Below are 21,946 nucleotides of genomic sequence, written 5' to 3' on the forward strand. Positions count from 1 at the left end.
GCTCACCTCTCGCCGCCGGGGAGAGGTGAACGAACGGGACAGCCGTGCAAGGCTCCACGCTTTCAGGAGCCCCCCTCACGTCCCCCGCGGCTTCGCCCGGTGCGTCGCCGCCGCGGCGGCGGGATCGTCTGGCCAGGGGTGGCGCGGATAGCGCCCCTTCATCTCCGATTTCACCGCCTGGTACGAGCCCTTCCAGAAACCGGGAAGGTCACGCGTCACCTGCACCGGCCGGTGCGCGGGGGACAGCAGCTCCACCACCAGCGGGATCTTGCCGCGCGCGACGCTCGGGTGGACGGCGAGGCCGAACAGCTCCTGCACCCGGATCGACAGGATCGGCTCTTCGCCTTCGTAGTCGATGGGGTGGCGCTGCCCCGACGGCGCGTCGAAATGACTGGGAAGGTCCGTCTCGATCCGCCGCTTCACGTCCCAGGGCACCAGCTGGTCGAGGGCGTTGCCGAGATCGTCGGCGCCGATCTGCGCCAGCGCCGTCCTGCCGAGGATGTGCGGCGCCAGCCAGTCGGCGGCTGAGGCGGCCAGGGTCTCGTCCGACAGGTCGGGAAAGCTCTCGTCGACCCGTCGCAGGAAAGCGACGCGGTGGCGCAGCGCGAGCTGGGCCTTGGTCCACGGCAGGCGGTGGAGGCCGATGTGGGCGATGCCCTCGGCGAGTTTGCGCGCACTCGCCTCGTCCGCCGGGACGGGGAGGGTCTGCTCGCCGAGATTGACCGCCCCGAGCCGGCGCGAGCGCTTCGCCCGCATCGCCGCGGCGGCGCGGTCGAAGACCACCTCCTCGCGCGTCTCGATCCTGTCGGCGAAACCCTCCTCGATCTCGGCGAGGCTGATCGGTGCGGCGGAGAGGATGCGCGCCCGCGCCGCGACGCCGCCGATTTCCGCCACCGCCAGAAAGGGCTCGCGCGCCAGCGGCGAGGCCGCATCCACCGAGCCGCCACGGCCGTTGGCGAGGACGAAGTCGCCGTCCTTGCCGCGCGCGCGCGCGATCCGGTCGGGGAAGGCCAGCGCCAGCACCGCGCCGGCCCGCTCCGGTCCCGAACCGATGTCGGGCGCGCCCTTCACCTCCTGCAGCCAGCCCGCCGCCATGCGCCGGGCCTCCTCGGCGCGGCGCGAGCGGTCGGTGCGCAGCCGGTCTAGCCGGTGGCCGAGATGGACGTCGTCGCCGCCGAGGCCGCGTTCGGAGACGAGCAGGGCGAGATCGGCGGCGAGCCGCCCTTCGCCGCGCGCGCTCGCATCCACCACCATGCGCGCGAGGCGCGGCGCCAGCGGCAGGCCGCGCAGGAGCTTGCCCTCGGCGGTGATGCGCCCGTCCGCGTCGAGGGCGCCGAGGCTCTCGAGCAGCGCCCGCGCTTCCACGAGCGCCGGCTTCGGCGGCGGATCGAGGAAGGCGAGGCTCGCCGGGTCTGTCACGCCCCAGGCGGCGCAGTCGAGCAGGAAGGAGGAGAGGTCGGCCGCGAGGATCTCAGGCGTCGCATAGGCGGGGAAGGCGCCCTCCTGCGCCTCCTCCCACAGCCGGTAGCAGACGCCTGGCTCGGTGCGCCCGGCGCGGCCGCGGCGCTGATCGGCGGCGGCGCGCGACACCCGGACGGTCTCCAGCCGCGTCAGGCCGAGGTCGGGCTCGAAGCGCGGCACGCGGGCGAGACCGCAATCGACGACGATGCGCACCCCCTCGATGGTCAGAGAGGTTTCGGCGATCGACGTCGCCAGCACCACCTTGCGGCGCCCGGCCGGCGCCGGCTCGATGGCGCGGTCCTGGTCGGCGCGGTCGAGGGCGCCGAAGAGCTGCACGATGTCGACGGCCGGGTCCTTGACCGTCGCGGCGAGGAGATCGGCGGTGCGGCGGATCTCGGCGGCGCCGGGCAGGAAGACCAGCGCCGATCCCGTCTCCTCGGCCAGCGCCCGGCGCACCACCCGCGCCACCTCCTCCTCGAGCCGCGCCGCGGCATCGCGGCCGACATGGCGGGTCGTGACGGGAAAGGCGCGGCCGGCGCTCTCGATCAGCGGCGCGTCGGCGAGAAGCTTCGCCACGCGCGCCCCGTCGAGGGTCGCCGACATGACGAGGATGCGCAGGTCCTCGCGCAGGCCGCCCTGCGCATCGAGCGCCAGGGCGAGGCCGAGATCGGCGTCGAGGCTGCGCTCATGGAACTCGTCGAAGAGCACGGCGGCGACGCCGGTCAGCGCGGGATCGTCGAGGATCATGCGGGTGAAGATGCCCTCGGTCACCACCTCGACCCGGGTGCGCGCGGAGACCTTCGAGCCGAAGCGGACCCTGAGGCCCACCCGGCCGCCCACCTCCTCGCCGAGCGTCTTCGCCATGCGGTCGGCGACGGCGCGGGCGGCGATGCGCCGGGGCTCCAGCACGAGGATCTTGCCCGTCCCGGTCCAGGACTCCTCCATCAGCACCAGCGGCACCCGCGTCGACTTGCCGGCCCCCGGCGGCGCCACGATCACGGCGCGCGGGCCGGCCGCGAGGGCGCGCGTCAGGGCGGGAAGGACGGCATCAATGGGCAGGACCGGGAGGGACACGCGCGGCGTTTACGGTTCCTTCACCCCGTCCGCAAGCGGGACAGTCCGCACTGGCACGAAACCCGCGTCCGGGCCCTCCCCTTGCGATGGACAAGGCAAGGGCCGCCGGATGTTCCGGAACGGGACGGCGGCGTGCCCTGCCGGGATGTGGACGCATCCCGGCACCAGACCCGTCCGTGATCTGAGCACCGCCATGAAGAGCGGCGCCGCCGGGCGGCGGGGCGGCCTGTCCCCATGCTCCTCATGGCCGCCCGCATGGAACGGCCCGCGGGTTGCCGCCGCGGGCCGTTTCTCATGGGAACTGCACGGAGAGCGGATGCGGCTTGCCGAACCGGGGCCGCTTTGGCTATGGTCCGCCTCCCGGCGCGGGTGTAGTTCAATGGTAGAACGGCAGCTTCCCAAGCTGCATACGAGGGTTCGATTCCCTTCACCCGCTCCAGCCCCTTCTGCCCCGGGCTAGCGCTGCGCCGAGCCTCCGTCGTCCGGGTCGGCCGCCCCTTCCTCCCGCGCCTCCTCCTTCAGCGGCGTCAGCCATTTCAGCGTGATGACCGTGAAGACCGCGACCAGTGCCGCGACGCCGTAGGCGCCGAGGCCGACGGCGGTGCCGATGGCGCCCGTCGCCCACAGGCTCGCCGCAGTCGCCGTGCCGCGCACCGAGGCGCCCTGCTTGAGGATGGCGCCGCCGCCGATGAAGCCGATGCCGGTGATGAGGCCCTCGACGATCTTGCCCATGGCGTCGGGATGGGCGCCGTACTTCATCTCGGCCGCCTGGACGAAGCCGCAGCAGGCGATGGCGACCAGCGGAAAGGTGCGCAGGCCCGCGCTGCGATCCTCCTTCTCGCGGTCCCAGCCGATCGGCAGCACCAGCACATAGGCGACGGCGAGCGCCGTCAGATGCGGCAGGAGGTCGGCCCGCGCCATGGCGATGAGCGTGTCGAGCATGGAATCCTCCGGGGAGAGCCGCAGGTAACGCGGCACGCTCTCCGGCGGTTCCCCGGTGCCGTCAACCGACGGGCGCGGCAGCCTCTCGCCGGCTCGCCGCGAGCTGCGCCAGGAGGGCGGGCACCGCGACGGCGATGCCGACGAGGCTCGCGGTGAGGTTCGGTGCCATCAGCAGCAGTCCGGACAGACCGAGGGACAGGCGCTGCCAGAGCGGCATGCGCACCAGGGCATGGCCGGTCAGCGCCGCCGCCAGGATGAAGACGCCGAGGGCGCAGGTGGCCGCCGTCACCACGAAATCGGTCCAGGTGAAGCCCTTGGTGACGATGAGCAGCGAGGGCCCGTAAACGAAGACGAAGGGCACCAGCGCCTTGGCGAGGCCGAGGCGGAAGGCGGTGTTGCCGGTCTTGAACGGATCGGCCCCCGCCATGCTGGCCGCGGCATAGGCCGCGAGCGCCACCGGCGGCGTGATGTCGGCGAGGACGCCGTAGTAGAAGACGAAGAAATGGGCGACGATGGGCTCGACGCCGAGCAGGGCGAGGGCCGGCGCCGCCACCGTCACCATGATGATGTAGTTGGCGGTGGTCGGGACGCCGCAGCCCAGCAGGATGCAGACGATCGCCGTCATCACCAGCGTGTAGAACAGGGTCATGCCCTTGGCGTCATAGGCCCAGGCCGGCAGGATCGAGCCGGTGAAGGCCGCGAGCTGCGCGGCGAAGCTCGTGACGATGTTGGAGATCTTGAAGCCGACGCCGGTCAGCGTCACGACGCCGACGATGATGCCGACGGTGGCGGCCGCGGCGCCAACGGCGATGGCGTATTTCGCTCCCACCACGAAGGCGTCGATCATGTCGGCGGTGAGGAACTTGCCCTCCGCGTCGCGCAGCGCGAAGGCGGCGCAGACCACGGCGACGCCGGCGAAGATGGAGACGGTCGCCCAGCCCTCGGTGAGGAGCCCCGCGGCGATGGCGGCGATCATCACCGCGAGGAAGCCGACGGCGACGACGGGATTGCGGCGGGTGAAGCCGACGAGCACGCAGGCGGTGATGCCCCAGAAGGCCGCGAGATAGGGCGTGAAGCCTGAGAACAGGACCATCAGCAGCACGACGAGCGGAACGGCGGCCGGCCAATCGCGGGCGATGACCTCGCGCGCCTTCGGCAGGTCGGCGGCGGGGATGCCCTTCAGGCCGTTCTTCTTCGCCTCGAAATGCACCTGCCAGAACACACCGAAGAAATGCATCGCGGCGGGAATGAGCGCCGCCAGCACGATGGACTGGTAGGGGAGGTTGAGGAACTCGATCATCAGGAAGGCCGCGGCCCCCATGATCGGAGGGGTGATCTGGCCGCCGGTGGAGGCGGTGGATTCGATGGCGGCCGCCATGTGGCGGGGATAGCCGAGCCGCATCATGGCGGGGATGGTGAGCGAACCGACCGTCACGGTGTTGGCGATGGACGAGCCGGAGATCATGCCGAACATGGCCGAACCGAAGATCGACACCTTGGCGGGGCCGCCCGAGTAGCGTCCGGCGAGCGCCGTGGCGAGGTCGATGAACAGGCGCCCGAGGCCGATGCGCGTCGCCAGCACGCCGAACAGAACGTAGTGGAAGACGTAGGTGGCGACCACGCCGAGCGCGATGCCGTAGATGCCGTTGCTGGTGAGGTAGAGGTGGTTGACCACCGCCGACCAGGAATTGCCGGGATGGGCGAGGATGCCCGGCAGCGACTGGCCGTACATGGCATAGACCATCAGCGAGACGGCGATGATGGGCAGCGGCCAGCCGACGCTGCGCCGCGTCGCCTCCAGCAGGACCAGGATGGCGATGGTCGCCATGGCGACGTCCAGCGGCTCGGGATTGCCGACGCGGAAGGCGAGGTCGTCGTAGATCCACGGCATGTAGAGGCTGGCGACGACGGCGCCGGCCGCCAGGATCCAGTCATAGAGGGCGATGCCGCCGGGCGCGAGAATGCCGGCCTGGGCGGGGGTGTGGTGGTCGCGCTTCAGCAGCGGGAAGACCAGAAAGATCAGCCCGAGCACGAAGGCCATGTGGATGCCGCGATGGGTCGCCTCGCGCAGCAGGCCGAAGCCCGCCGTGTAGTAGTGAAAGGCCGAGAGGGCGAAGAGCAGGCCCGCCACCAGCCAGGCGGTCGCCGGCAGCAGCGGCCGGAAGCGCACTTCGGAATCGAACTCCTCCTCCAGCTTCTGGAGGGCGTTCGGGTCCATCGCCTCGATCTTCATCGGCCGTCTCGCGGTGTCGGGGGCGTTGCGGGGAAGGTTCCGATGACGCGGCGGTCGCATCGTCAGGAACGAGAAGGCCGCGCGGTAACCGCGCGGCCCATCGTCGTCAAGCCGGCAGGGCCTGAATCAGCGCAGCAGACCGGCTTCCTTGTAGAAGCGCGCGGCGCCGTCGTGCAGCGGGATGCCGAGGCCCTGCAGCGCCGTCTCCTTGCGGATGGCCTTGCCCTTGGCATGGCCGGAATCGAGCAGGGCGCGGGTCTTGTCGCTCCACAGGGCTTTGGTGACCTCGTAGACGAGATCGGCGCTCATGCGGGTCGAGGTCACCCACTGGGCGCCCACCGCCAGGGTCTTCACGCCCTTGACGTCCTTGTAGGCGCCGTCCGGAATCTCGTCCTCGGCGAAGAACTTGAACTCGGCCATGATCTTCTTGGCCGCCTCGCCGTCGATCGGCAGCAGCTCGATGCCCGTCGTCGTGGCGAGCTCGGTCAGCGCCGCCGTCGGCCAGCCGGTGGTCATGAAGAAGGCGTCGAGGCCGCCGTCCTTCAGCTTCTCGGCAGACGGGCCCGGCTTCAGGTTCTCGGCGCGGTAGTCGCCGTCGCGGATGCCGAAGCCGGCGAGGATCGCCTTGGCGTTGATGATCGACCCCGAGCCCGGCTCGTCGATGGAGATGCGCTTGCCCTTGAGATCGGCGATCGAGCGGACGTTCAGCCCCTTCTTGACCACGACGTGCAGCGATTCCGGATAGAGGTTGGCGATGGCGCGCAGCGCCTCCACCTTCGGCCGGCCCTGGTAGACACCGGTGCCGGAATAGGCCCAGCTCGCGACGTCCGACTGGCTGAAGCCCGATTCCATCGCGCCGCCGACGATGCCGTTCACGTTCGCCACCGAACCGTTGGTGGCCACCGCCGAGGCGTCGAGCGTGCCGGTGGAGATGGCGTTCGCGATGAGACCGCCGATCGGATAGTAGGTGCCCGCCGTACCACCCGTGCCGATGCGGAAGAACTGCTTGGCCTGGGCGAGGGCAGCGCCCGGCGCCAGCAGCGAGGCGAGGCCGGTGGCACCTGCGAGGGCCGTGAACTGCCTGCGGTCGATGGTCATGGTGATGTCTCCACACGTCTTGAACTGCGTCTCCACCGGCCCAGCGGGCGAGGCGGAAAGCGCGCATGTGATCACATTGCAGGCAGCGAAGCCAGCAGCAGGCCTCATTCTGGGGACGGAGCCGCCATGCGGCCTGAAAAGGACTTGCCCGCCGGATGCCGCCGTGGCGGCATGGCGCCAAGGCGCCCGTGAGAGCGCAGACGGAGGGGAAGCATGAAGCGCGTGCAGGTCGTCATCATCGGCTCGGGGCCCTCGGGCCTCATGCTCGGCCACATTCTCCACCGGGCCGGGATCGACACCATCATCCTCGAGAACCGCAGCCAGGACTACGTGCTGGCCCGCGTGCGCGCCGGCCTGCTCGAGCAGGGCACGGTCGATCTCCTGCGCGACAACGGCCTCGCCGGCCGGCTCGACCGCGAGGGCCTCGTCCATCGCGGCATGGCGCTCGCCTTCGACGGCGAGCGGCACCGTATCGACCTCGCCGGCCTCTCCGGCGGCAAGGTCGTCACCATCTACGGCCAGACGGAGGTCACCCGCGACCTGATGGACGCCCGCGCCGCCTCCGGCGCGCCGACCGTCTACGAGGCGGAGGCCGTCACGCCCCACGGCTTCGACGGCGAGGCGCCGCGCGTCACCTATGTGAAGGACGGCGCCACCCACGAGATCGCCTGCGACTTCATCGCAGGCTGCGACGGGTATCACGGCGTCTCGCGCGCGAGCGTGCCCGCGGGCGCCATCTCGACCTACGAACGCGTCTATCCCTTCGGCTGGCTCGGCATTCTCGCCGAGGTGCCCCCCGTCGACCACGAGCTCATCTACGCCAACTCGGCCCGCGGCTTCGCCCTCTGCACCATGCGGTCCAGCACCCGCAGCCGCTACTACGTCCAATGTCCCCTCGACGACCGGGTGGAGGACTGGCCGGACGACCGGTTCTGGGACGAGATCCGCCGCCGCGTCGACGCCCCCACCGCCGAGGCCATGGTCACCGGCCCCTCCTTCGAGAAGTCGATCGCGCCGCTGCGCAGCTTCGTCGCCGAGCCGCTGCGCTTCGGCCGGATGTTCCTCGTCGGCGACGCCGCCCACATCGTGCCGCCGACCGGCGCCAAGGGCCTCAACCTCGCCATGAGCGACGTGCGCTATCTCGCCGAAGGCCTGCTGGAACACTATGGCGAGAGGTCCGCCGCCGGCCTCGACGCCTATTCTGGCCGCGCCCTCGACCGCATCTGGAAGGCGGTGCGCTTCTCCTGGTGGATGACCACCATGCTGCACCGCTTCCCCGACCAGACCGCGTTCGACCAGCGGATCCAGGAGGCCGACCTCGCCTATCTCGTGTCCTCCGAGGCGGCCATGACCTCGCTCGCCGAGAACTATGTCGGCCTGCCGGTCTGATCCCCGTCATTGACCCTGGGGGCGCGGGCGCTTAACTCAGGCGCTTTCGAGCCCTCCGGACTACCGCCATGGCCCTGCGCGAGATCATCGTCCTTCCCGATCCGCGGCTGAAGCTCGTCTGCGAGCCCGTCGCAGCCGTCGATTCCAAGGTGAGGAAACTCGCCGACGACATGCTGGAGACCATGTACGACGCACCGGGCATCGGCCTCGCGGCGATCCAGATCGCCGTGCCCCAGCGCGTCGTCACCATCGACCTCGCCCGCAAGGAGGAGCCGAAGAAGCCGGTGGTGCTGATCAATCCCGAGATCGTCTGGAGCTCGGACGAGCTCTCCGTCTACGAGGAGGGCTGCCTCTCCATTCCCGAATATTACGAGGAGGTGGAGCGCCCGGCGAAGTGCCGCGTCCGCTATCTCGACCTCGATGGCAAGACCCAGGAGCTCGACTGCGAGGGCCTGATGGCGACCTGCGTCCAGCACGAGGTCGATCACCTCAACGGCGTCCTCTTCATCGACCACATCTCCCGCCTGAAGCGCGAGCGCGTCATCAAGAAGTTCACCAAGGCCGCCCGCCGCGAGGCCCTCGCGTGAGCCTGCGCGTCGTCTTCATGGGCACGCCGGATTTCGCCGTGCCCACCCTCTCCGAGATCATCGGCCAGGGCCACGAGGTGGTGGCGGTCTATACCCGCGCGCCGAAGCCTGCCGGGCGCGGCATGGCCGAGCAGAAGACTCCCGTGCATCGTCTCGCCGACGGCTTCGGCATTCCGGTCTTCACCCCGCGCACCCTGCGCGACGCCGCGGCCCAGGCCGACTTCGCCTCCCTCGGAGCCGATGTCGCGGTCGTCGTCGCCTATGGTCTCATCCTGCCGAAGCCGGTGCTCGACGCGCCCGCCCTCGGCTGCCTCAACCTGCACGGCTCGCTGCTGCCGCGCTGGCGCGGCGCCGCCCCCATCCAGCGGGCGATCATGGCGGGCGACGCCGAGACTGGCGTCATGGTCATGAAGATGGACGAGGGCCTCGACACCGGTCCCGTCGCCATGGTCGAGAAGATCGCCATCGGACCCGACATGACGGCGCAGGACCTGCACGACCGCATGGCGGTGCTCGGCGCCGACCTCATGGTGCGGGCGCTGGCCGCCCTCGACCGCGGCTCCCTCGGCTTCGCGCCCCAGGCTGAAGACGGCGTCACCTATGCCGCCAAGATCGACAAGGCGGAGGCACGGATCGACTGGGCGCGCCCTGCGTCCGAGATCCACGACAAGGTGCGCGGGCTCTCGCCCTTTCCCGGGGCCTGGTTCGAGGCCGATCTCGGCAAGGGCCCGGAGCGGGTCAAGGTGCTGCGCACGGCGCTGGCGGCAGGAACGGGGGCGCCGGGAACGCTGCTCGCGGAGGATCTCACCGTCGCCTGCGGCACCGGCGCGCTGCGCCTCGTCGAGGTCCAGCGGGCCGGCGCCAAGGCGATGAAGGCGGCCGACTTCCTCAACGGCGCCAAGGTCGGGCCCGGCGCGGTCTTCGGGTAATGCCGCGCTACAGGCTGACCATCGAATATGACGGCGGGCCCTATCTCGGCTGGCAGATGCAGGGCGCGAGCTTCGGCAAGTCGGTCCAGGGCGAGCTCGTCCGCGCCATCGGCGAATTCTCCGGCGAGAGCGTGACGGTGGGCGGCGCCGGACGCACCGATGCCGGCGTCCACGCCACCGGCCAGATCGCCCATGTCGACCTCTCCCGCGACTGGCCGAACCGCGTGGTGCGCGACGCCACCAACCGCTACCTCAAGGACGAGGCGATCGCCGTGGTGGCGGCCGAGAAGATGCCGGACGATTTCGACGCGCGGTTCTCGGCCGTGCGCCGCCACTACCTCTACCGCATCATCGACCGCCGCCCGCCGCTCACCCTCGAGCGCCAGCGGGCCTGGTGGTCGCCCAAGGCCCTGGACGTCGATCGCATGCGCGAGGCGGCGCGCCTGCTCATCGGCCGGCACGACTTCACCACCTTCCGCTCCACCGAGTGCCAGGCGAAGTCGCCGGTGCGCAACCTCGACCGCTTCGACGTCTTCCGCACCGAGACCGGCATCGAATGCCGCCTCGACGCCCGCTCCTTCCTGCACAACCAGGTGCGCTCCATGGTGGGCACGCTGAAGCTGGTCGGCGAGGGCCTGTGGACGGCCGACGACCTCGCCGAGGCCCTCGCCGCCCGCGACCGCAAGGCCTGCGGCACCGTCGGGCCGGCGCACGCGCTCTACCTGACGCAGGTGGACTATCCCGCGCACTGGCAGCCGCTCCCCGACACGCCGGAGCGGTGAGAGGGCGGATCGCACTCCGAGGCTCGCCGCTTCCCTCGAAGGACGCACTTGGACCTTGCGGGGCCGGCATCCCACCGTCGCCCGATCGTGTTAAACCTGCGCGCCATGACCGAACGCCTGACACCCGAAGCCGCCGTCGACCGCCTGGAAGCCCTCTATGAGGAGGCGACGGCCGCCCTTCGCGCCGCGCTCGCCCGCTATCTCGCCGGCGGTGCGCCGCCGACGCCCGAGGAGCGCGCCCGCTTCGTCTATCCCGAGATCGCCGTCACCTATGCGCCGGAGCGGGCCGCCCCGCGCAACCGCCGCGCCTATGCCAAGTTCTCGCAGCCCGGCCTCTACCGCACGACGGTGACCCAGCCCGGCTTCTTCCGCCGCTATCTCCTCGACCAGCTCCGCCCGCTCACCACCGAATATGACGCGACGCTGGACGTCAGGCCCTCGACCCAGGAAATCCCCTATCCCTATGTGCTGGACGGCGCCGCCGACCTCACCGCCGACGCCCGCACCCCGGCCGAGCTGGCGCGCCACTTCCCCGTGCCGCTGCTGTCCCTCGTCGGCGACGAGGTGGCGGACGGCATCATGGACGGGCTGCCGCAGGGCACCCTGCCGCTCGCCCTCTTCGACGCGGTGCGCGTCGACTATTCGCTGCGCCGGCTGATCCACTACACCGGCACCGACTGGCGCTCGGTGCAGCCCTGGATCCTGCTCACCAACTACCATCGCTATGTCGACCAGTTCGTCGGCTGGGCCATGGCGGAGATCGCCGCCGGCCGCGCCGAAAGGCTGGTCGCCCCCGGCGGGCTCACCGTCACCGCCGAGACGCTGGACGGCGGCGCCGCCCGCATCGCCGCCTCGGCCTGGCACCGCTACCAGATGCCGGCCTACCACCTGGAGCGGCGCGGCACGGCCGGCATCACCCTCGTCAACATCGGCGTCGGCCCCTCCAACGCCAAGAACATCACCGACCACCTGGCGGTGCTCCGCCCCCATTGCTGGCTGATGATCGGCCATTGCGGCGGCCTCAGGCAGGCCCAGGAGATCGGCGACTACGTCCTCGCCCACGCCTATCTCAGGCGTGACCGCATCCTCGACGCTCTCGTGCCGCCGGAAATCCCCATCCCCGCCCTCGCCGAGATCCAGACCGCGCTGCAGGAGGCCTGCGCCGCCGTCACCGGCATGAGCGGCGAGGCGCTGAAGCACCGGCTCAGGACCGGCACCGTCGTCACCAACAACGACCGCAACTGGGAGCTGCGCTATACGCAGGAGGCGCGCCTCTTCAATCTCTCCCGCGCCATCGCCGTCGACATGGAGAGCGGCACCATCGCCGCCCAGGGGTACCGGCTGCGGGTGCCCTACGGCACCCTGCTCTGCGTCTCCGACAAGCCGCTGCACGGCGAGATCAAGCTGCCGGGCGCCGCCAACGCCTTCTATGCCAGCGCCGTCGCCCAGCACCTGCTCGTCGGCCTCGACGCCGTGGAGCGCCTGAAGCGCGCCGGCGGTACCATCCATTCGCGCAAGCTCAGGAGCTTCGACGAGCCGCCCTTCCGCTGAGCGAAAAAGGTCGCAGACTCCGGCTCCTTTTTCCGCCTCGCGCGTTTCTGTCGGTCCGGGTCTGTCCCGGCGGGTGCGACGGAAGCGACGATGCGCAAGTTCGACGATGTGGGTTTTGCGGCGCTGCTGGTCGTCGTCAGCCTGCTGTTCGGCTGGATCCTCTGGCCCTTCTTCGGCGCCATCCTCTGGGCGGTGGTCACCGCCATCGTCTTCGCGCCGGTCAACGACCGCGTCACCCGCGCCATGCCCGACCGGCCGAGCCTCGCCGCGCTGATCACCCTGGTGGCGATCCTGCTCATCGTCATCCTGCCATTCCTCGCCGTCGGGGCGAACCTGGTGTCGCAGGGCGCGGAAGCCTATGCGGCCATCGAATCCGGCCGCATCGACCTGCCCGGCCTGATCCGTCGCGTCCTCGCCAGCCTTCCCGCGTGGGTCACGGATTTCGCCGCCCGCTACGGCATCTACAATGCCGACGACGTACAGGAGCGCATCGCCTCCTGGGCCACCGCCAGCAGCCAGTCCATCGCCACCCGCGCGGTCAGCATCGGCCAGGGCACGGCCGGCTTCGTGCTCGACCTCGGCGTCATGCTGTACCTTCTGTTCTTCCTGCTGCGCGACGGCGGCAGGCTGATCGACCGCATCGCCGACAAGCTGCCGCTGCAACCGCATCGCCGCCGCGCCCTGCTGCGCAAGTTCGCCCAGGTGGTGCAGGCGACCGTCAAGGGCGGTATCCTCATCGCCCTGCTGCAGGGCGCCCTCGGCGGCATCATCTTCTGGTTCCTCGGCATCCCGTCGCCGCTGCTCTGGGCGGCACTGATGGCCTTCCTCTCGTTGGTGCCGGCGGTCGGCGCCGGCCTCGTCTGGGGCCCCGTGGCCATCTATCTCCTCGCCACCGGATCGATCTGGCAGGGCGTCGTCCTCGTCGCCTTCGGCGTCATGGTCATCGGCCTCGCCGACAACATCCTGAGGCCCATGCTGGTGGGCAAGGACGTCAAGCTGCCCGATTACCTCATTCTCATCTCCACCCTCGGTGGCATCGAGATCTTTGGCCTCAACGGCTTCGTGGTCGGCCCGCTTATCGCCGCCATGTTCGTCACCGTCTGGCAGATGCTGGCCGAGACACCCTCACGCCGGGAGCAGCCGGTGCGCGATCCCGGCCCCGCCTGACGGCCTCCCCACGGCGGACTTTGCAGCGCAGCACCAACCCGGTAGGGTCCCCGCCTCGCTGGAAGGCCTTTTCCCATGCTCGTCGGCAAGCGCATCCTTCTCGTCATCGGCGGCGGCATCGCCGCCTACAAGTCGCTCGACCTGATCCGCCGGCTGCAGGACCGCGGGGCGAAGGTGCGCGCCATCCTCACGCGCGCGGGCAGCGAATTCGTCACCCCCCTCTCGATCGGCTCGCTCACCGGCGACAAGGTGTTCCAGGAGCTGTTCTCGCTCACCGACGAGAACGAGATGGGCCATATCGAGCTGTCCCGCGACGCCGACCTCTTGGTCGTCGCCCCCGCCACCGCCGACCTCATGGCGAAGATGGCCAACGGCCACGCCAACGACCTCGCCTCCACCGCCCTCCTCGCCACCGACAAGCGCGTGCTCCTCGCCCCGGCGATGAACGTGCGCATGTGGCTGAACCCGGCGACACGGCGCAATCTCGCGACGCTCGAGGGTGACGGCGTCGCCGTCGTCGGGCCGAACGAGGGCTCCATGGCCTGCGGCGAGTTCGGCCCCGGCCGCATGGCGGAAGTGCCGGAGATCATCGCCGCCATCGAGGGCCTGATGGCCGATCCCGCCGTCGGCCGCCCGCTCGCCGGGCGCCATGTGGTGGTGACCTCCGGGCCCACCCGCGAGGCCATCGACCCGGTCCGCTATATCTCCAACCATTCCTCCGGCAAGCAGGGCCACGCCATCGCCCGCGCCGCGGCGGCGGCCGGCGCCCGCGTCACACTGGTGACAGGACCGGTCGCGCTGGCGGATCCGGTGGGCGTCGCCACGGTCCATGTCGAGAGCGCCCGCGACATGCTGGCGGCCGTCGAGGCGGCGCTGCCCGCCGACGTCGCGGTCTTCGCCGCCGCCGTCGCCGACTGGCGCGTCGCCGAGATCGCCGGCGGCAAGCTCAAGAAGGGCGCCGGCGGCCCGCCGAGCCTCAGCTTCGTCGAAAACCCCGACATCCTCGCGACCGTCGCGAAGAAGACCGCGGGACGGCCGGGCCTGGTCGTGGGTTTCGCCGCCGAAACGGAAGCGGTCGTCGACAATGCCCGCGCCAAGCTCGCCCGCAAGGGCTGCGACCTCATCGTCGCCAACGACGTCTCCAGCGGCACCGACACCTTCGGTGGTGACATGAACCGGGTCCATATCGTCGATGCCGCCGGCGTCGAGACCTGGGAACGCCAGTCCAAGGACGCCGTCGCCGAGGCCCTCGTCTCCCTCCTCGCCCGCCGGATCGCCTCATGAGCCGCCTGACCATCCCCGTCCGCGTCCTGCCCCACGGCGAGGGCCTGCCGCTGCCGCGCGCCCAGAGCGAAGGGGCCGCCGGCATGGACCTCCTCGCCGCCCTGCCCGCCGACGCGCCGCTGACCCTCGCTCCCGGCGACCGCGCAGCCGTGGCGACCGGCCTCGAAATGGCCATTCCGGAGGGCTATGAGGGTCAGGTCCGGCCGCGCTCTGGGCTCGCCCTTAAGCACGGCCTGACGGTTGCCAATGCGCCGGGCACCATCGACTGCGATTATCGCGGGGAGGTGAAGGTCCTGCTCATCAATCTTGGGCGGGAGCCGGTGACCATCGCCCGCGGCGAACGCATCGCGCAGCTGGTGGTTGCGCCCGTCACCGCCGCCGATCTGGTCGCCGTCGACAGCCTGGACGCGACTCGCCGCGGCGCGGGGGGACTCGGTTCTACCGGCAGATGAGAATATTCTTCTCTGCGTTGCAGACACAGGCCTTATGCACGAAATGGTCTTCTACTCTTCGTCTCAGATGTGATTTGCTCGAAATTGGGGTGAAACGACGTCGCCCCCAGCATTGAGGGACCCATGTCGATCCTTTCACGTCGTGGCCGGTTGGCGATCGCCGCCGTTGTCGATATCGCCGTACACGCGGTGAACGCACCCGTGTCGGCGAAGGCGCTTGCCGCACGCCACAACCTTCCGCCCCGGCACCTCGAGCCGCTCCTCCAGGCGCTGGTGAGGGCCGGCATTCTCAAGGGCATGCGCGGCCCGCGCGGGGGCTATGACGTCGCCCGCGACCGCCACCGCATCAGCTGTGCCGAGATCGTCCGCACGGCGGTGGGATCGGGCATGGACGATTTCGACCCCGTCTCGCCGCTGATCGAGGCCATCATCGTGCCCGCCATGGCGGAGGCCGAGCGGGATTACTTCGACCGCCTCGGCAAGATCTCGGTGGCCGACCTCTGCGACAAGGTCGCCGAGGCGCGCGAGGCCGTGCCGGGCCTGCTCGAGCCGGCCTGACCCTCAGGCCGCCCTGACGTCAGGCTGCCTTGGCGAAGACGTTCACCAGCCTGTCGAGCGCGCCGTTCAGCGTCTCGTCCTTCTTGGCAAAGCAGAACCGCACCACCGAGGTGACGGGCGTCTGCGCGTAGAAGGCGGAGACGGGGATGGCGGCCACCCCGTGCTCGGCCACCAGCGTCTTGCAGAAGGCGACGTCGTCGTTGATCCCGGCGGAGGCGAGGTCGACGTTGATGAAATAGGTGGCGGCGCTGGGCAGCACGCGGAAACCGGCCTGCACGAGGCCGGCGTGGAAGAGGTCGCGCGAGCGCTGCAGATCCGCCCGCATGCCGGCGAAATAGCCGTCGTCCTTGGTGAGGCCGTAGGCGACCGCCGCCTGCAGGTTCGGCGGCGTCGTGAAGGTCAGGAACTGGTGCGCCTTCGAGAGCACCTTCATGATCGCCGGCGCGGCCACCACGAAGCCCACCTTCCAGCCGGTGAGCGAGAAGATCTTCCCCGCCGAGCCGATCTTCACCGCCCGGTCGCGCAGCGAGTCGATCGCGAGGACCGACAGGTGCCGCCGGCCGTCGAAGACGACGTGTTCCCACACCTCGTCGGAGACCACGGTGGCACCGAAGCGCTGGCAGAACCTGCCGAGCAGGTCGAGATCCTCGGCCGGGAAGATCGAGGCGGCGGGGTTGAGCGGATTGTTGATCAGGACGACGCGGGTCTTCGGAGTGAAGACGGCGGCGAGGTCCTCCTCGGTGAAACGCCAGTGCGGCGGCCTGAGCGTCACGAAACGCGGCACGCCCCCCGCCCTCAGCACGAGCGGCAGATAGGCGTCGTACATCGGCTGGAACAGCACCACCTCGTCGCCGGGCTCGATCAGCGCCATCAGGGCGCCGGCGAGCGCTTCGGTCGCGCCGGAGGTGATCATCACCTCCTGCTGCGGATCGAGCGTCAGGTTCTGGTGATGCCGGTAGTGGTCGGCCACGGCCTGACGCAGTTCCGGCAGGCCCATCATCGGCGGATACTGGTTCCAGCCGGAGATCACGGCCTCGGCCGCCTTCTGGCGCACGTCCACCGGGCCGGGATCGTCGGGAAAGCCCTGGCCGAGATTGATCGCGCCCGTCTCACGCGCCATCTGCGACATGACCTCGAAGACGGTGGTGGGCAGGTCGGCAAAGATCGGGTTCATGGGATCACCGTCTCGGGCGCGTTCTGTTCAAAGAACGATCCGGCCGGTATGCCGAAACGAGGGGCCCGAGTCAAACCACCGGGAGCGCGACGAAGGTCATGCGGTGCGGGGTGAGCCCGAGATTGGGATGGTGCCGCCGGGCGGAGAAGCCGTGCCGCGCCATCAAGGCCAGCATGTCGGCCTCGGCATAAGTGGCGAGCCCGATCTCGCTGCGGATCTTGCGGTAGGGCGAAACGGCCGTCGCCACGAGGCCGACCAGAGCCGCCGGCAGGTAACCGTGGCGCCAGGCGTTGCGCAGCAGCGAGGTGATGTCGGCCGCCATGCCCGCGTCGGGCGGAATGACGTCGGCGAGGACCAGCCGCCCGCCGGGCTTCAGCTTGGCGCGGAAGCGGTCGAGCAGGGCGGCGAAATCCGCCTCCGACAGATACTGGATGAGGGAGGAGACGACGATGAGGTCGGCCGTGCCGTCCGCCAGCACGGCATTGAGATCCTCGGGAAGGGCGAAGGCGACGTTGGGCAGGGCGCCGAAACGTTCGCGCAGCTTGGCCACCACCGAGGGCGCACCGTCGCACAGCACCAAACGCCCCACCGCCCCGGCGACCCGCGCGCTCTCCAGCGCCTCGCCGCAGGCATAGTCCAGCACCACGGCGTCGGGTCCGAGGCCGGCTTCGGCCACATGGGCGAGAATGCCGTCGGCAATGGCGCGGTAGTGAACTGCCTTGTGGCGATCGCTCACATAAATGGCGTGCTCGCCGTCCCAGAACGAACGCCAGTCGGCCATCACTTGGCCGATCCTGACAGCTTGTCGGTCAGCGCCAGCAGCACGCCGGAGACCACGAAGGTGACGTGGATGACGACCAGCCAGGTCATCTCCCGGTCCGTCATCGCGCCGACATTCATGAAGGCCTTGAGCAGGTGGATGGCGGAGATGGCGACGATCGAGGCGAGCAGCTTCAGCTTGAGGGCGGAGAAGTCGATGGACCCCATCCATTCCGGTCTGTCGCGATGGGTGACGTGTTCCATCTTGGAGACGAAGTTCTCGTAGCCCGAGAACACCACCATGATCACCAGATTGCCGGCGAGCGACAGGTCGATGAGGGTCAGCACGCCGAGGATGACGTCGGCCTCCTTGGCGGTCGGCACCTTGACCATGAACCCGACGAGATCGCGGACGAAGACGATCATCAGGGCGAGCAGGCCGATCATCAGGCCCACATAGAAGGGCGCCATCAGCCAGCGACTGGCGAACAGGCCCCGCTCGAGCGCCCGCTCGATGCCTTCCGATGCGCTGGGATTCTCCGGTATCTGGCTCATGGCGCGGCTCTTGGCACGGGATGGTATCGCAGGCAAGCGGTGCGGCTATTCGCCCTCGCCGAACCGGTCGGCCACCAGCGCCGCCAATGCCTCGACGGCGGCCTCGGCCTCGCGCCCGCGCGCTGTGATGGTGATGGAGGTGCCGATGCCCGCGGCGAGCATCATCAGCCCCATGATCGAACCGGCATCGACCGTCTCGCCGGCCCGCGACACCTTGATGGCGGCGTCGAAGCGGTCGGCGCAGGCGACGAACTTGGCGGAGGCGCGGGCATGGAGGCCGCGCTTGTTGAGGATGGGCAGTTCGCGCACCACGGCATCGGCCGCCTGCGCCGCATTCGCCCCCTCGTCCTGCGCCATCTCGCCGTTCCTCGCGATCCTTCCGCCGCCGAGGCGGCACGATGCCCCGATTGCGGGCAGTTCGCCGCCATTCTAGGCACCGAACCCGCCGGACCTCAATTCCCCGCGAGAACTCGGCTGGCGATGTTGATGTATTTGCGCCCGGCTTCCTGGGCATGGAGCACCGCCTCGGCCAGCGGCTTCTCCGAGCGCACGGTGGCGAGCTTCACGAGCATTGGCAGGTTGATGCCGGCGATGACCTCGACAGGGCGGCCGCTCATCACCGAAATGGCGAGATTGGACGGCGTGCCGCCGAACATGTCCGTCAGCACCGCCACCCCGTCGCCGGAATCGACCTGGTCCACCGCGGCGATGATGTCGCGGCGACGCTGGTCCATGTCGTCACTCGGCCCGATGGCGATGGTCTCCACCTGGCGCTGGGGACCGACGACATGTTCCATGGCATGCCGGAATTCGACGGCCAGTTGGCCGTGCGTCACGATGACGAGACCGATCATCAGGCACTCCGCGCGCGGCTCGCCGCGCGCCTGCTCACTCGGAAGGAAGACATCTTGACCATGTGGCCGGCTGGCGCAAGGGCAGGTCGGTCAACGATAGCCATACGCGTGCGATGCAGCAAGGACCGGATTTGGTGTGGAACACCACGGGGATCGGGCCAGAACCAGCGGCGCCGGGTCGACGGTTGGGGCGACCGGCAGGCGCGGCAATCTGACGCCGCAGAGTTCCGTCCACAGGCTTGCGGCCTCCGGCATGCGCGCAGCATCCTCCGCCGCGAGGTCGACAACCAGACCCACCACCGCACAGAGCTCGAAGGCCAGCGGCACGATCCCCTCGCCGCGCCGTTCGACGAGCCCCCCGATCGCCGCCGGCGCGCGGGCGACGACCCGGTCGCCATGGGCCTCAAGCGCCACCCGGTCGTCGGCGACGAGGCGGGCGAAGGGCACGCGGCCGGCCGCTGCGAGGGCGAGGACGTCGAGGGCCAGGCGCGACTTGCCCGATCCGGACGGCCCCCGGATCAGCACCGCCCGGGCGCCGAGGAGAACCGCGGTGGCGTGGACGGTGGCCACGGCCGCCGCCTTCAGGCCGCCGGCAGGCGGACGACGAAGCGGGCACCGGCCGGCACGGGCTGACCCTCCTCGTCGGTGCGGCCGGGACGGTTCTCCGCCCAGATGCTGCCGCCGTGCGCCTCGATGATCTGCTTGGAGATGGACAGACCGAGGCCGGAATTCTGCCCGTAATCCTGGTGCGGACGATCGGTGTAGAAGCGCTCGAAGATGCGCTGCAGCGCGTCCTCGCGGATGCCGGGCCCGTCGTCCTCGACGACGATCTCGATGGCGCCCTTGAGCTTGCGCGCGGTCACCCGCACCTCGCCGTCGGGCGGCGAGAAGGAGCGGGCATTGTCGATCAGGTTGGTGACGACCTGGCTGATCCGGCCGTCATGGCCGGGTACGACGAATTCCGCCGGCTTGCCACCCTCGAAGCTGAGCACCACCGGCACCTGGCCGTCCTTGCGCACCTCATTGGCGATGGTGACGAGAGTGCCGAGAAGCTTCGACAGGTCGATGCGCGTCGATTCCTGGCGCTGCAGCTCGGCGTCGAGGCGGCTCGCATCGGAAATGTCGGTGATGAGCCGGTCGAGGCGGCGCACGTCGTGCTGGATCACCTCGAGGAGCCGTCCGCGCGAGGCGTCGGTCTTGGCGAGGGGCAGCGTCTCCACCGCGGAGCGCAGCGAGGTCAGCGGGTTCTTGAGCTCGTGGGCGACGTCGGCGGCGAAGCGCTCGATCGCCTCGATGCGGGCGTAGAGCGCGTCCGTCATGTCGCGCAGCGACCGCGACAGGTGGCCGATCTCGTCGCGGCGCTGGCTGAAGTCGGGGATCTCCTCGCGCGAGCGGTGGCGCCGGCGCACCTGCTCGGCGCCCTCGGCGAGCTTGCGGACCGGGCCGGCGATGGTGCGCGCCATCAGGATCGACAGCACCACCATGACCAGGGCGGCGACGAGGAAGACGCGCAGCACCTGGAAGCGCTCGGCATCGAGCACCGCGTCGATCTCGCCGCCTTGCGTGTTCAGCAGCAGCACGCCGAGCACGCCTCGGAAGCGCTGCACCGGGATGGCCACCGAGACGATCAGTTCGCCGCGCTCGTTGACGCGCACCATGCTGACCTTCTGCCCGTTCAGCGCCTGCACCACCTCCGGATAGCTGCGGCCGTTGCGCAAACCGAGGTCGCGGTAGAGCGGGAAATTGCCGCCGCCGCGCAGGAAGCGGCGGATCTCGTTCCACCACTTCTCGTAGAAGGGCGGCTTGGTGCCGATGGGCGGCAGGTCGAGGGTCTGGATGTCACCGCGGCCATAGAGGTTTCGGTTGTCCAGGATGAGGTTGCCCTCGCGGTCGTAGACGCGGGCCTGGGTGCCGGTCGGGCCGGTCAGGCGGCGCAGCACCGGCGCGACACGCTCCGGGTTGATGGGAAATTCGAGCAGGGCGCCGAAGTCGTCCACGGACGAGGCCGCGCCTCCGAGCTGCAGCTCGAACAGCTTGTCCGGGTCGATTGGAATGACCGGCCCCTCGACGGAGGTGGAGGCGGCGATGGCGCCGGCGATGATTTCGCCCTGCACCAGAAGGCTCTGCGCCCGCGATTCGATCAGCCCCTCGCGAAACTGCGACAGCCACAGGATGCCGGAGACCAGCGCCACCAGGCCGACGAGGTTCAGGAGGACGATCCGCCGCGTCAGGCTGGAGAAGGAGCGGTTGACGACGGCCCGCGCGGCGCGGGCGAGAACCCGCACCAGCCTCGCCCAGGGCCTCAGCGGCCGAGGGGGGGCGGAGGGCTGCGCCGCCTGGGTCTCGTCTGTGGTCCGGTCCAGCATGGTGCCGGTGAGGCGCCGGGGCGGCCTCACTCCTTGAAGCGGTAGCCGACGCCGTACAACGTCTCGATCATCTCGAAGTCGTCGTCGACCACCTTGAACTTCTTGCGCAGCCGCTTGATGTGGCTATCGATGGTGCGGTCGTCGACATAGACCTGGTCGTCATAGGCGGCGTCCATCAGGGCGTTGCGGCTCTTCACCACGCCCGGGCGCTGGGCGAGCGCCTGCAGGATGAGGAACTCCGTCACGGTGAGCGTCACCGGCTCGCCGTCCCAGGTGCAGGTGTGGCGCTCGGGGTCCATGCGCAGCTTGCCGCGCTCCAGCACCTTGGCGTCGGTCTTCGCCTCCGCGGCCGGGTCCTTGGCGGCCGCCCGCCGCAGCACCGCCTTCACGCGCTCAACCAGCAGGCGCTGGGAGAACGGCTTCCGGATGAAGTCGTCGGCGCCCATCTTCAGGCCGAACAGCTCGTCGATCTCCTCGTCCTTGGAGGTGAGGAAGATCACCGGCATGTCCGTCTTCTGCCTGAGACGGCGCAGCAGCTCCATTCCGTCCATCCGCGGCATCTTGATGTCGAGGATGGCGAGGTCGGGCGGCGTCTGCTTGAAGCCGTCGAGGGCCGAGGCGCCGTCATTGTAGGTGACGATGCGATAGCCTTCGGCTTCGAGCGCGATGGCGACCGAGGTGAGGATGTTCCGGTCGTCGTCGACGAGAGCGATGGTCGGCATTTGCTTCCC

The 21,946-nt window shown here is 69.9% G+C and carries 21 protein-coding genes and 1 tRNA gene; 10 read left to right on the top strand and 12 right to left on the bottom strand.

What is annotated here, in order from left to right; translation table 11 throughout:
• Positions 1-75 precede the first annotated feature (75 nt).
• Complete coding sequence (gene hrpB / locus C6569_RS16385) at positions 76-2,535, bottom strand: ATP-dependent helicase HrpB (protein ID WP_106749848.1); 2,460 nt, start codon at positions 2,533-2,535, stop codon at positions 76-78.
• 365 nt (positions 2,536-2,900) lie between these two features.
• Here hrpB and C6569_RS16390 point away from each other — a divergent pair.
• Positions 2,901-2,974: transfer RNA gene (locus C6569_RS16390), tRNA-Gly, on the top strand.
• Positions 2,975-2,991: 17 nt separating this feature from the next.
• Here the strand turns inward: C6569_RS16390 and C6569_RS16395 are convergent.
• From C6569_RS16395 to C6569_RS16405, 3 genes are all read right to left on the bottom strand, one after another.
• Entirely contained in the window at positions 2,992-3,477 is a 486-nt protein-coding gene (locus tag C6569_RS16395) for an MgtC/SapB family protein (RefSeq protein ID WP_425440680.1), read from the bottom strand.
• A 61-nt stretch (positions 3,478-3,538) separates the two neighbouring features.
• Positions 3,539-5,710 (bottom strand): TRAP transporter permease, encoded by a 2,172-nt coding sequence (locus tag C6569_RS16400; RefSeq protein WP_106749850.1) that lies wholly within the window; start codon positions 5,708-5,710, stop codon positions 3,539-3,541.
• Positions 5,711-5,836: 126 nt separating this feature from the next.
• Positions 5,837-6,808, bottom strand: a complete 972-nt coding sequence (locus tag C6569_RS16405; RefSeq protein WP_106749852.1) for a TAXI family TRAP transporter solute-binding subunit — start codon at positions 6,806-6,808, stop codon at positions 5,837-5,839.
• Between the two features lie 213 nt (positions 6,809-7,021).
• On the opposite strand from C6569_RS16405, the gene pobA reads away from it, so the two are divergent.
• The 9 genes from pobA to C6569_RS16450 all read left to right on the top strand — a co-directional run bounded on the left by pobA (position 7,022) and on the right by C6569_RS16450 (position 15,507).
• Positions 7,022-8,197 carry a 4-hydroxybenzoate 3-monooxygenase gene (gene pobA, locus C6569_RS16410; protein ID WP_106749853.1) on the top strand — a complete coding sequence of 392 codons (1,176 nt, stop codon included), beginning with the start codon at positions 7,022-7,024 and terminating at the stop codon, positions 8,195-8,197.
• Between the two features lie 68 nt (positions 8,198-8,265).
• Positions 8,266-8,784 carry a peptide deformylase gene (locus C6569_RS16415; RefSeq protein ID WP_106749855.1) on the top strand — a complete coding sequence of 173 codons (519 nt, stop codon included), beginning with the start codon at positions 8,266-8,268 and terminating at the stop codon, positions 8,782-8,784.
• Positions 8,781-9,713, top strand: coding sequence for a methionyl-tRNA formyltransferase (gene fmt, locus C6569_RS16420; protein ID WP_106749856.1), 933 nt, complete (start codon positions 8,781-8,783; stop codon positions 9,711-9,713). The genes C6569_RS16415 and fmt overlap by 4 nt, the downstream gene beginning before the upstream one ends.
• The gene (truA, locus tag C6569_RS16425) at positions 9,713-10,495 is read left to right on the top strand and encodes a tRNA pseudouridine(38-40) synthase TruA (protein WP_106749858.1); all 783 of its coding nucleotides are present in this window, start codon (positions 9,713-9,715) and stop codon (positions 10,493-10,495) included. The genes fmt and truA overlap by 1 nt, the downstream gene beginning before the upstream one ends.
• 105 nt (positions 10,496-10,600) lie before the next feature.
• Positions 10,601-12,046: an AMP nucleosidase gene (locus tag C6569_RS16430; protein ID WP_106749859.1), complete on the top strand. Its 1,446-nt coding sequence runs from the start codon at positions 10,601-10,603 to the stop codon at positions 12,044-12,046.
• Positions 12,047-12,136: 90 nt separating this feature from the next.
• On the top strand, positions 12,137-13,213 hold the full coding sequence (locus C6569_RS16435) for an AI-2E family transporter (protein ID WP_106749862.1): 1,077 nt from the start codon (positions 12,137-12,139) through the stop codon (positions 13,211-13,213).
• A gap of 75 nt (positions 13,214-13,288) precedes the next feature.
• A complete protein-coding gene (coaBC, locus tag C6569_RS16440; protein ID WP_106749864.1) occupies positions 13,289-14,497 on the top strand; it encodes a bifunctional phosphopantothenoylcysteine decarboxylase/phosphopantothenate--cysteine ligase CoaBC in 1,209 nt (402 codons plus the stop codon).
• Entirely contained in the window at positions 14,494-14,949 is a 456-nt protein-coding gene (gene dut / locus C6569_RS16445; RefSeq protein ID WP_106749866.1) for a dUTP diphosphatase, read from the top strand. The genes coaBC and dut overlap by 4 nt, the downstream gene beginning before the upstream one ends.
• 123 nt (positions 14,950-15,072) lie before the next feature.
• A complete protein-coding gene (locus tag C6569_RS16450) occupies positions 15,073-15,507 on the top strand; it encodes an RrF2 family transcriptional regulator (protein ID WP_106749867.1) in 435 nt (144 codons plus the stop codon).
• Positions 15,508-15,526: 19 nt separating this feature from the next.
• On the opposite strand, the gene C6569_RS16455 is transcribed toward C6569_RS16450, so the two are convergent.
• The 8 genes from C6569_RS16455 to C6569_RS16490 form a co-directional block, all read right to left on the bottom strand.
• On the bottom strand, positions 15,527-16,681 hold the full coding sequence (locus tag C6569_RS16455) for an aminotransferase (protein ID WP_106749869.1): 1,155 nt from the start codon (positions 16,679-16,681) through the stop codon (positions 15,527-15,529).
• A gap of 70 nt (positions 16,682-16,751) precedes the next feature.
• Complete coding sequence (locus C6569_RS16460) at positions 16,752-17,462, bottom strand: class I SAM-dependent methyltransferase (protein WP_106749870.1); 711 nt, start codon at positions 17,460-17,462, stop codon at positions 16,752-16,754.
• On the bottom strand, positions 17,462-17,995 hold the full coding sequence (locus tag C6569_RS16465) for a TIGR00645 family protein (protein WP_106749872.1): 534 nt from the start codon (positions 17,993-17,995) through the stop codon (positions 17,462-17,464). Before C6569_RS16465 ends, C6569_RS16460 begins: the two co-directional genes overlap by 1 nt.
• 45 nt (positions 17,996-18,040) lie before the next feature.
• Entirely contained in the window at positions 18,041-18,352 is a 312-nt protein-coding gene (locus tag C6569_RS16470) for an HPr family phosphocarrier protein (RefSeq protein WP_106749874.1), read from the bottom strand.
• 95 nt (positions 18,353-18,447) lie between these two features.
• The gene (locus C6569_RS16475) at positions 18,448-18,849 is read right to left on the bottom strand and encodes a PTS sugar transporter subunit IIA (protein WP_106749876.1); all 402 of its coding nucleotides are present in this window, start codon (positions 18,847-18,849) and stop codon (positions 18,448-18,450) included.
• A gap of 90 nt (positions 18,850-18,939) precedes the next feature.
• On the bottom strand, positions 18,940-19,419 hold the full coding sequence (locus C6569_RS16480) for an HPr kinase/phosphorylase (RefSeq protein ID WP_245898129.1): 480 nt from the start codon (positions 19,417-19,419) through the stop codon (positions 18,940-18,942).
• A gap of 11 nt (positions 19,420-19,430) precedes the next feature.
• Positions 19,431-21,215, bottom strand: coding sequence for a sensor histidine kinase (locus C6569_RS16485; protein WP_106749879.1), 1,785 nt, complete (start codon positions 21,213-21,215; stop codon positions 19,431-19,433).
• A gap of 26 nt (positions 21,216-21,241) precedes the next feature.
• Complete coding sequence (locus tag C6569_RS16490) at positions 21,242-21,937, bottom strand: response regulator transcription factor (protein ID WP_106749881.1); 696 nt, start codon at positions 21,935-21,937, stop codon at positions 21,242-21,244.
• Positions 21,938-21,946 lie beyond the last annotated feature (9 nt).

It is taken from the genome of Phreatobacter cathodiphilus, from assembly GCF_003008515.1.
GTDB classification, from domain to species: Bacteria; Pseudomonadota; Alphaproteobacteria; order Rhizobiales; family Phreatobacteraceae; genus Phreatobacter; species Phreatobacter cathodiphilus.

Bases quoted from the DNA above. Each gene is read 5' to 3' on its own strand.
- coaBC (WP_106749864.1), top strand. From the start codon at position 13,289: ATGCTCGTCGGCAAGCGCATCCTTCTCGTCATCGGCGGCGGCATCGCC.
- C6569_RS16435 (WP_106749862.1), top strand. From the start codon at position 12,137: ATGCGCAAGTTCGACGATGTGGGTTTTGCGGCGCTGCTGGTCGTCGTC.
- C6569_RS16465 (WP_106749872.1), bottom strand. From the start codon at position 17,995: ATGAGCCAGATACCGGAGAATCCCAGCGCATCGGAAGGCATCGAGCGG.
- C6569_RS16450 (WP_106749867.1), top strand. From the start codon at position 15,073: ATGTCGATCCTTTCACGTCGTGGCCGGTTGGCGATCGCCGCCGTTGTC.
- C6569_RS16395 (WP_425440680.1), bottom strand. From the start codon at position 3,477: ATGCTCGACACGCTCATCGCCATGGCGCGGGCCGACCTCCTGCCGCAT.
- truA (WP_106749858.1), top strand. From the start codon at position 9,713: ATGCCGCGCTACAGGCTGACCATCGAATATGACGGCGGGCCCTATCTC.
- C6569_RS16485 (WP_106749879.1), bottom strand. From the start codon at position 21,215: ATGCTGGACCGGACCACAGACGAGACCCAGGCGGCGCAGCCCTCCGCC.
- C6569_RS16400 (WP_106749850.1), bottom strand. From the start codon at position 5,710: ATGAAGATCGAGGCGATGGACCCGAACGCCCTCCAGAAGCTGGAGGAG.
- C6569_RS16460 (WP_106749870.1), bottom strand. From the start codon at position 17,462: ATGGCCGACTGGCGTTCGTTCTGGGACGGCGAGCACGCCATTTATGTG.
- C6569_RS16415 (WP_106749855.1), top strand. From the start codon at position 8,266: ATGGCCCTGCGCGAGATCATCGTCCTTCCCGATCCGCGGCTGAAGCTC.
- C6569_RS16405 (WP_106749852.1), bottom strand. From the start codon at position 6,808: ATGACCATCGACCGCAGGCAGTTCACGGCCCTCGCAGGTGCCACCGGC.
- C6569_RS16430 (WP_106749859.1), top strand. From the start codon at position 10,601: ATGACCGAACGCCTGACACCCGAAGCCGCCGTCGACCGCCTGGAAGCC.
- pobA (WP_106749853.1), top strand. From the start codon at position 7,022: ATGAAGCGCGTGCAGGTCGTCATCATCGGCTCGGGGCCCTCGGGCCTC.
- dut (WP_106749866.1), top strand. From the start codon at position 14,494: ATGAGCCGCCTGACCATCCCCGTCCGCGTCCTGCCCCACGGCGAGGGC.
- C6569_RS16455 (WP_106749869.1), bottom strand. From the start codon at position 16,681: ATGAACCCGATCTTTGCCGACCTGCCCACCACCGTCTTCGAGGTCATG.
- C6569_RS16475 (WP_106749876.1), bottom strand. From the start codon at position 18,849: ATGATCGGTCTCGTCATCGTGACGCACGGCCAACTGGCCGTCGAATTC.
- C6569_RS16470 (WP_106749874.1), bottom strand. From the start codon at position 18,352: ATGGCGCAGGACGAGGGGGCGAATGCGGCGCAGGCGGCCGATGCCGTG.
- C6569_RS16490 (WP_106749881.1), bottom strand. From the start codon at position 21,937: ATGCCGACCATCGCTCTCGTCGACGACGACCGGAACATCCTCACCTCG.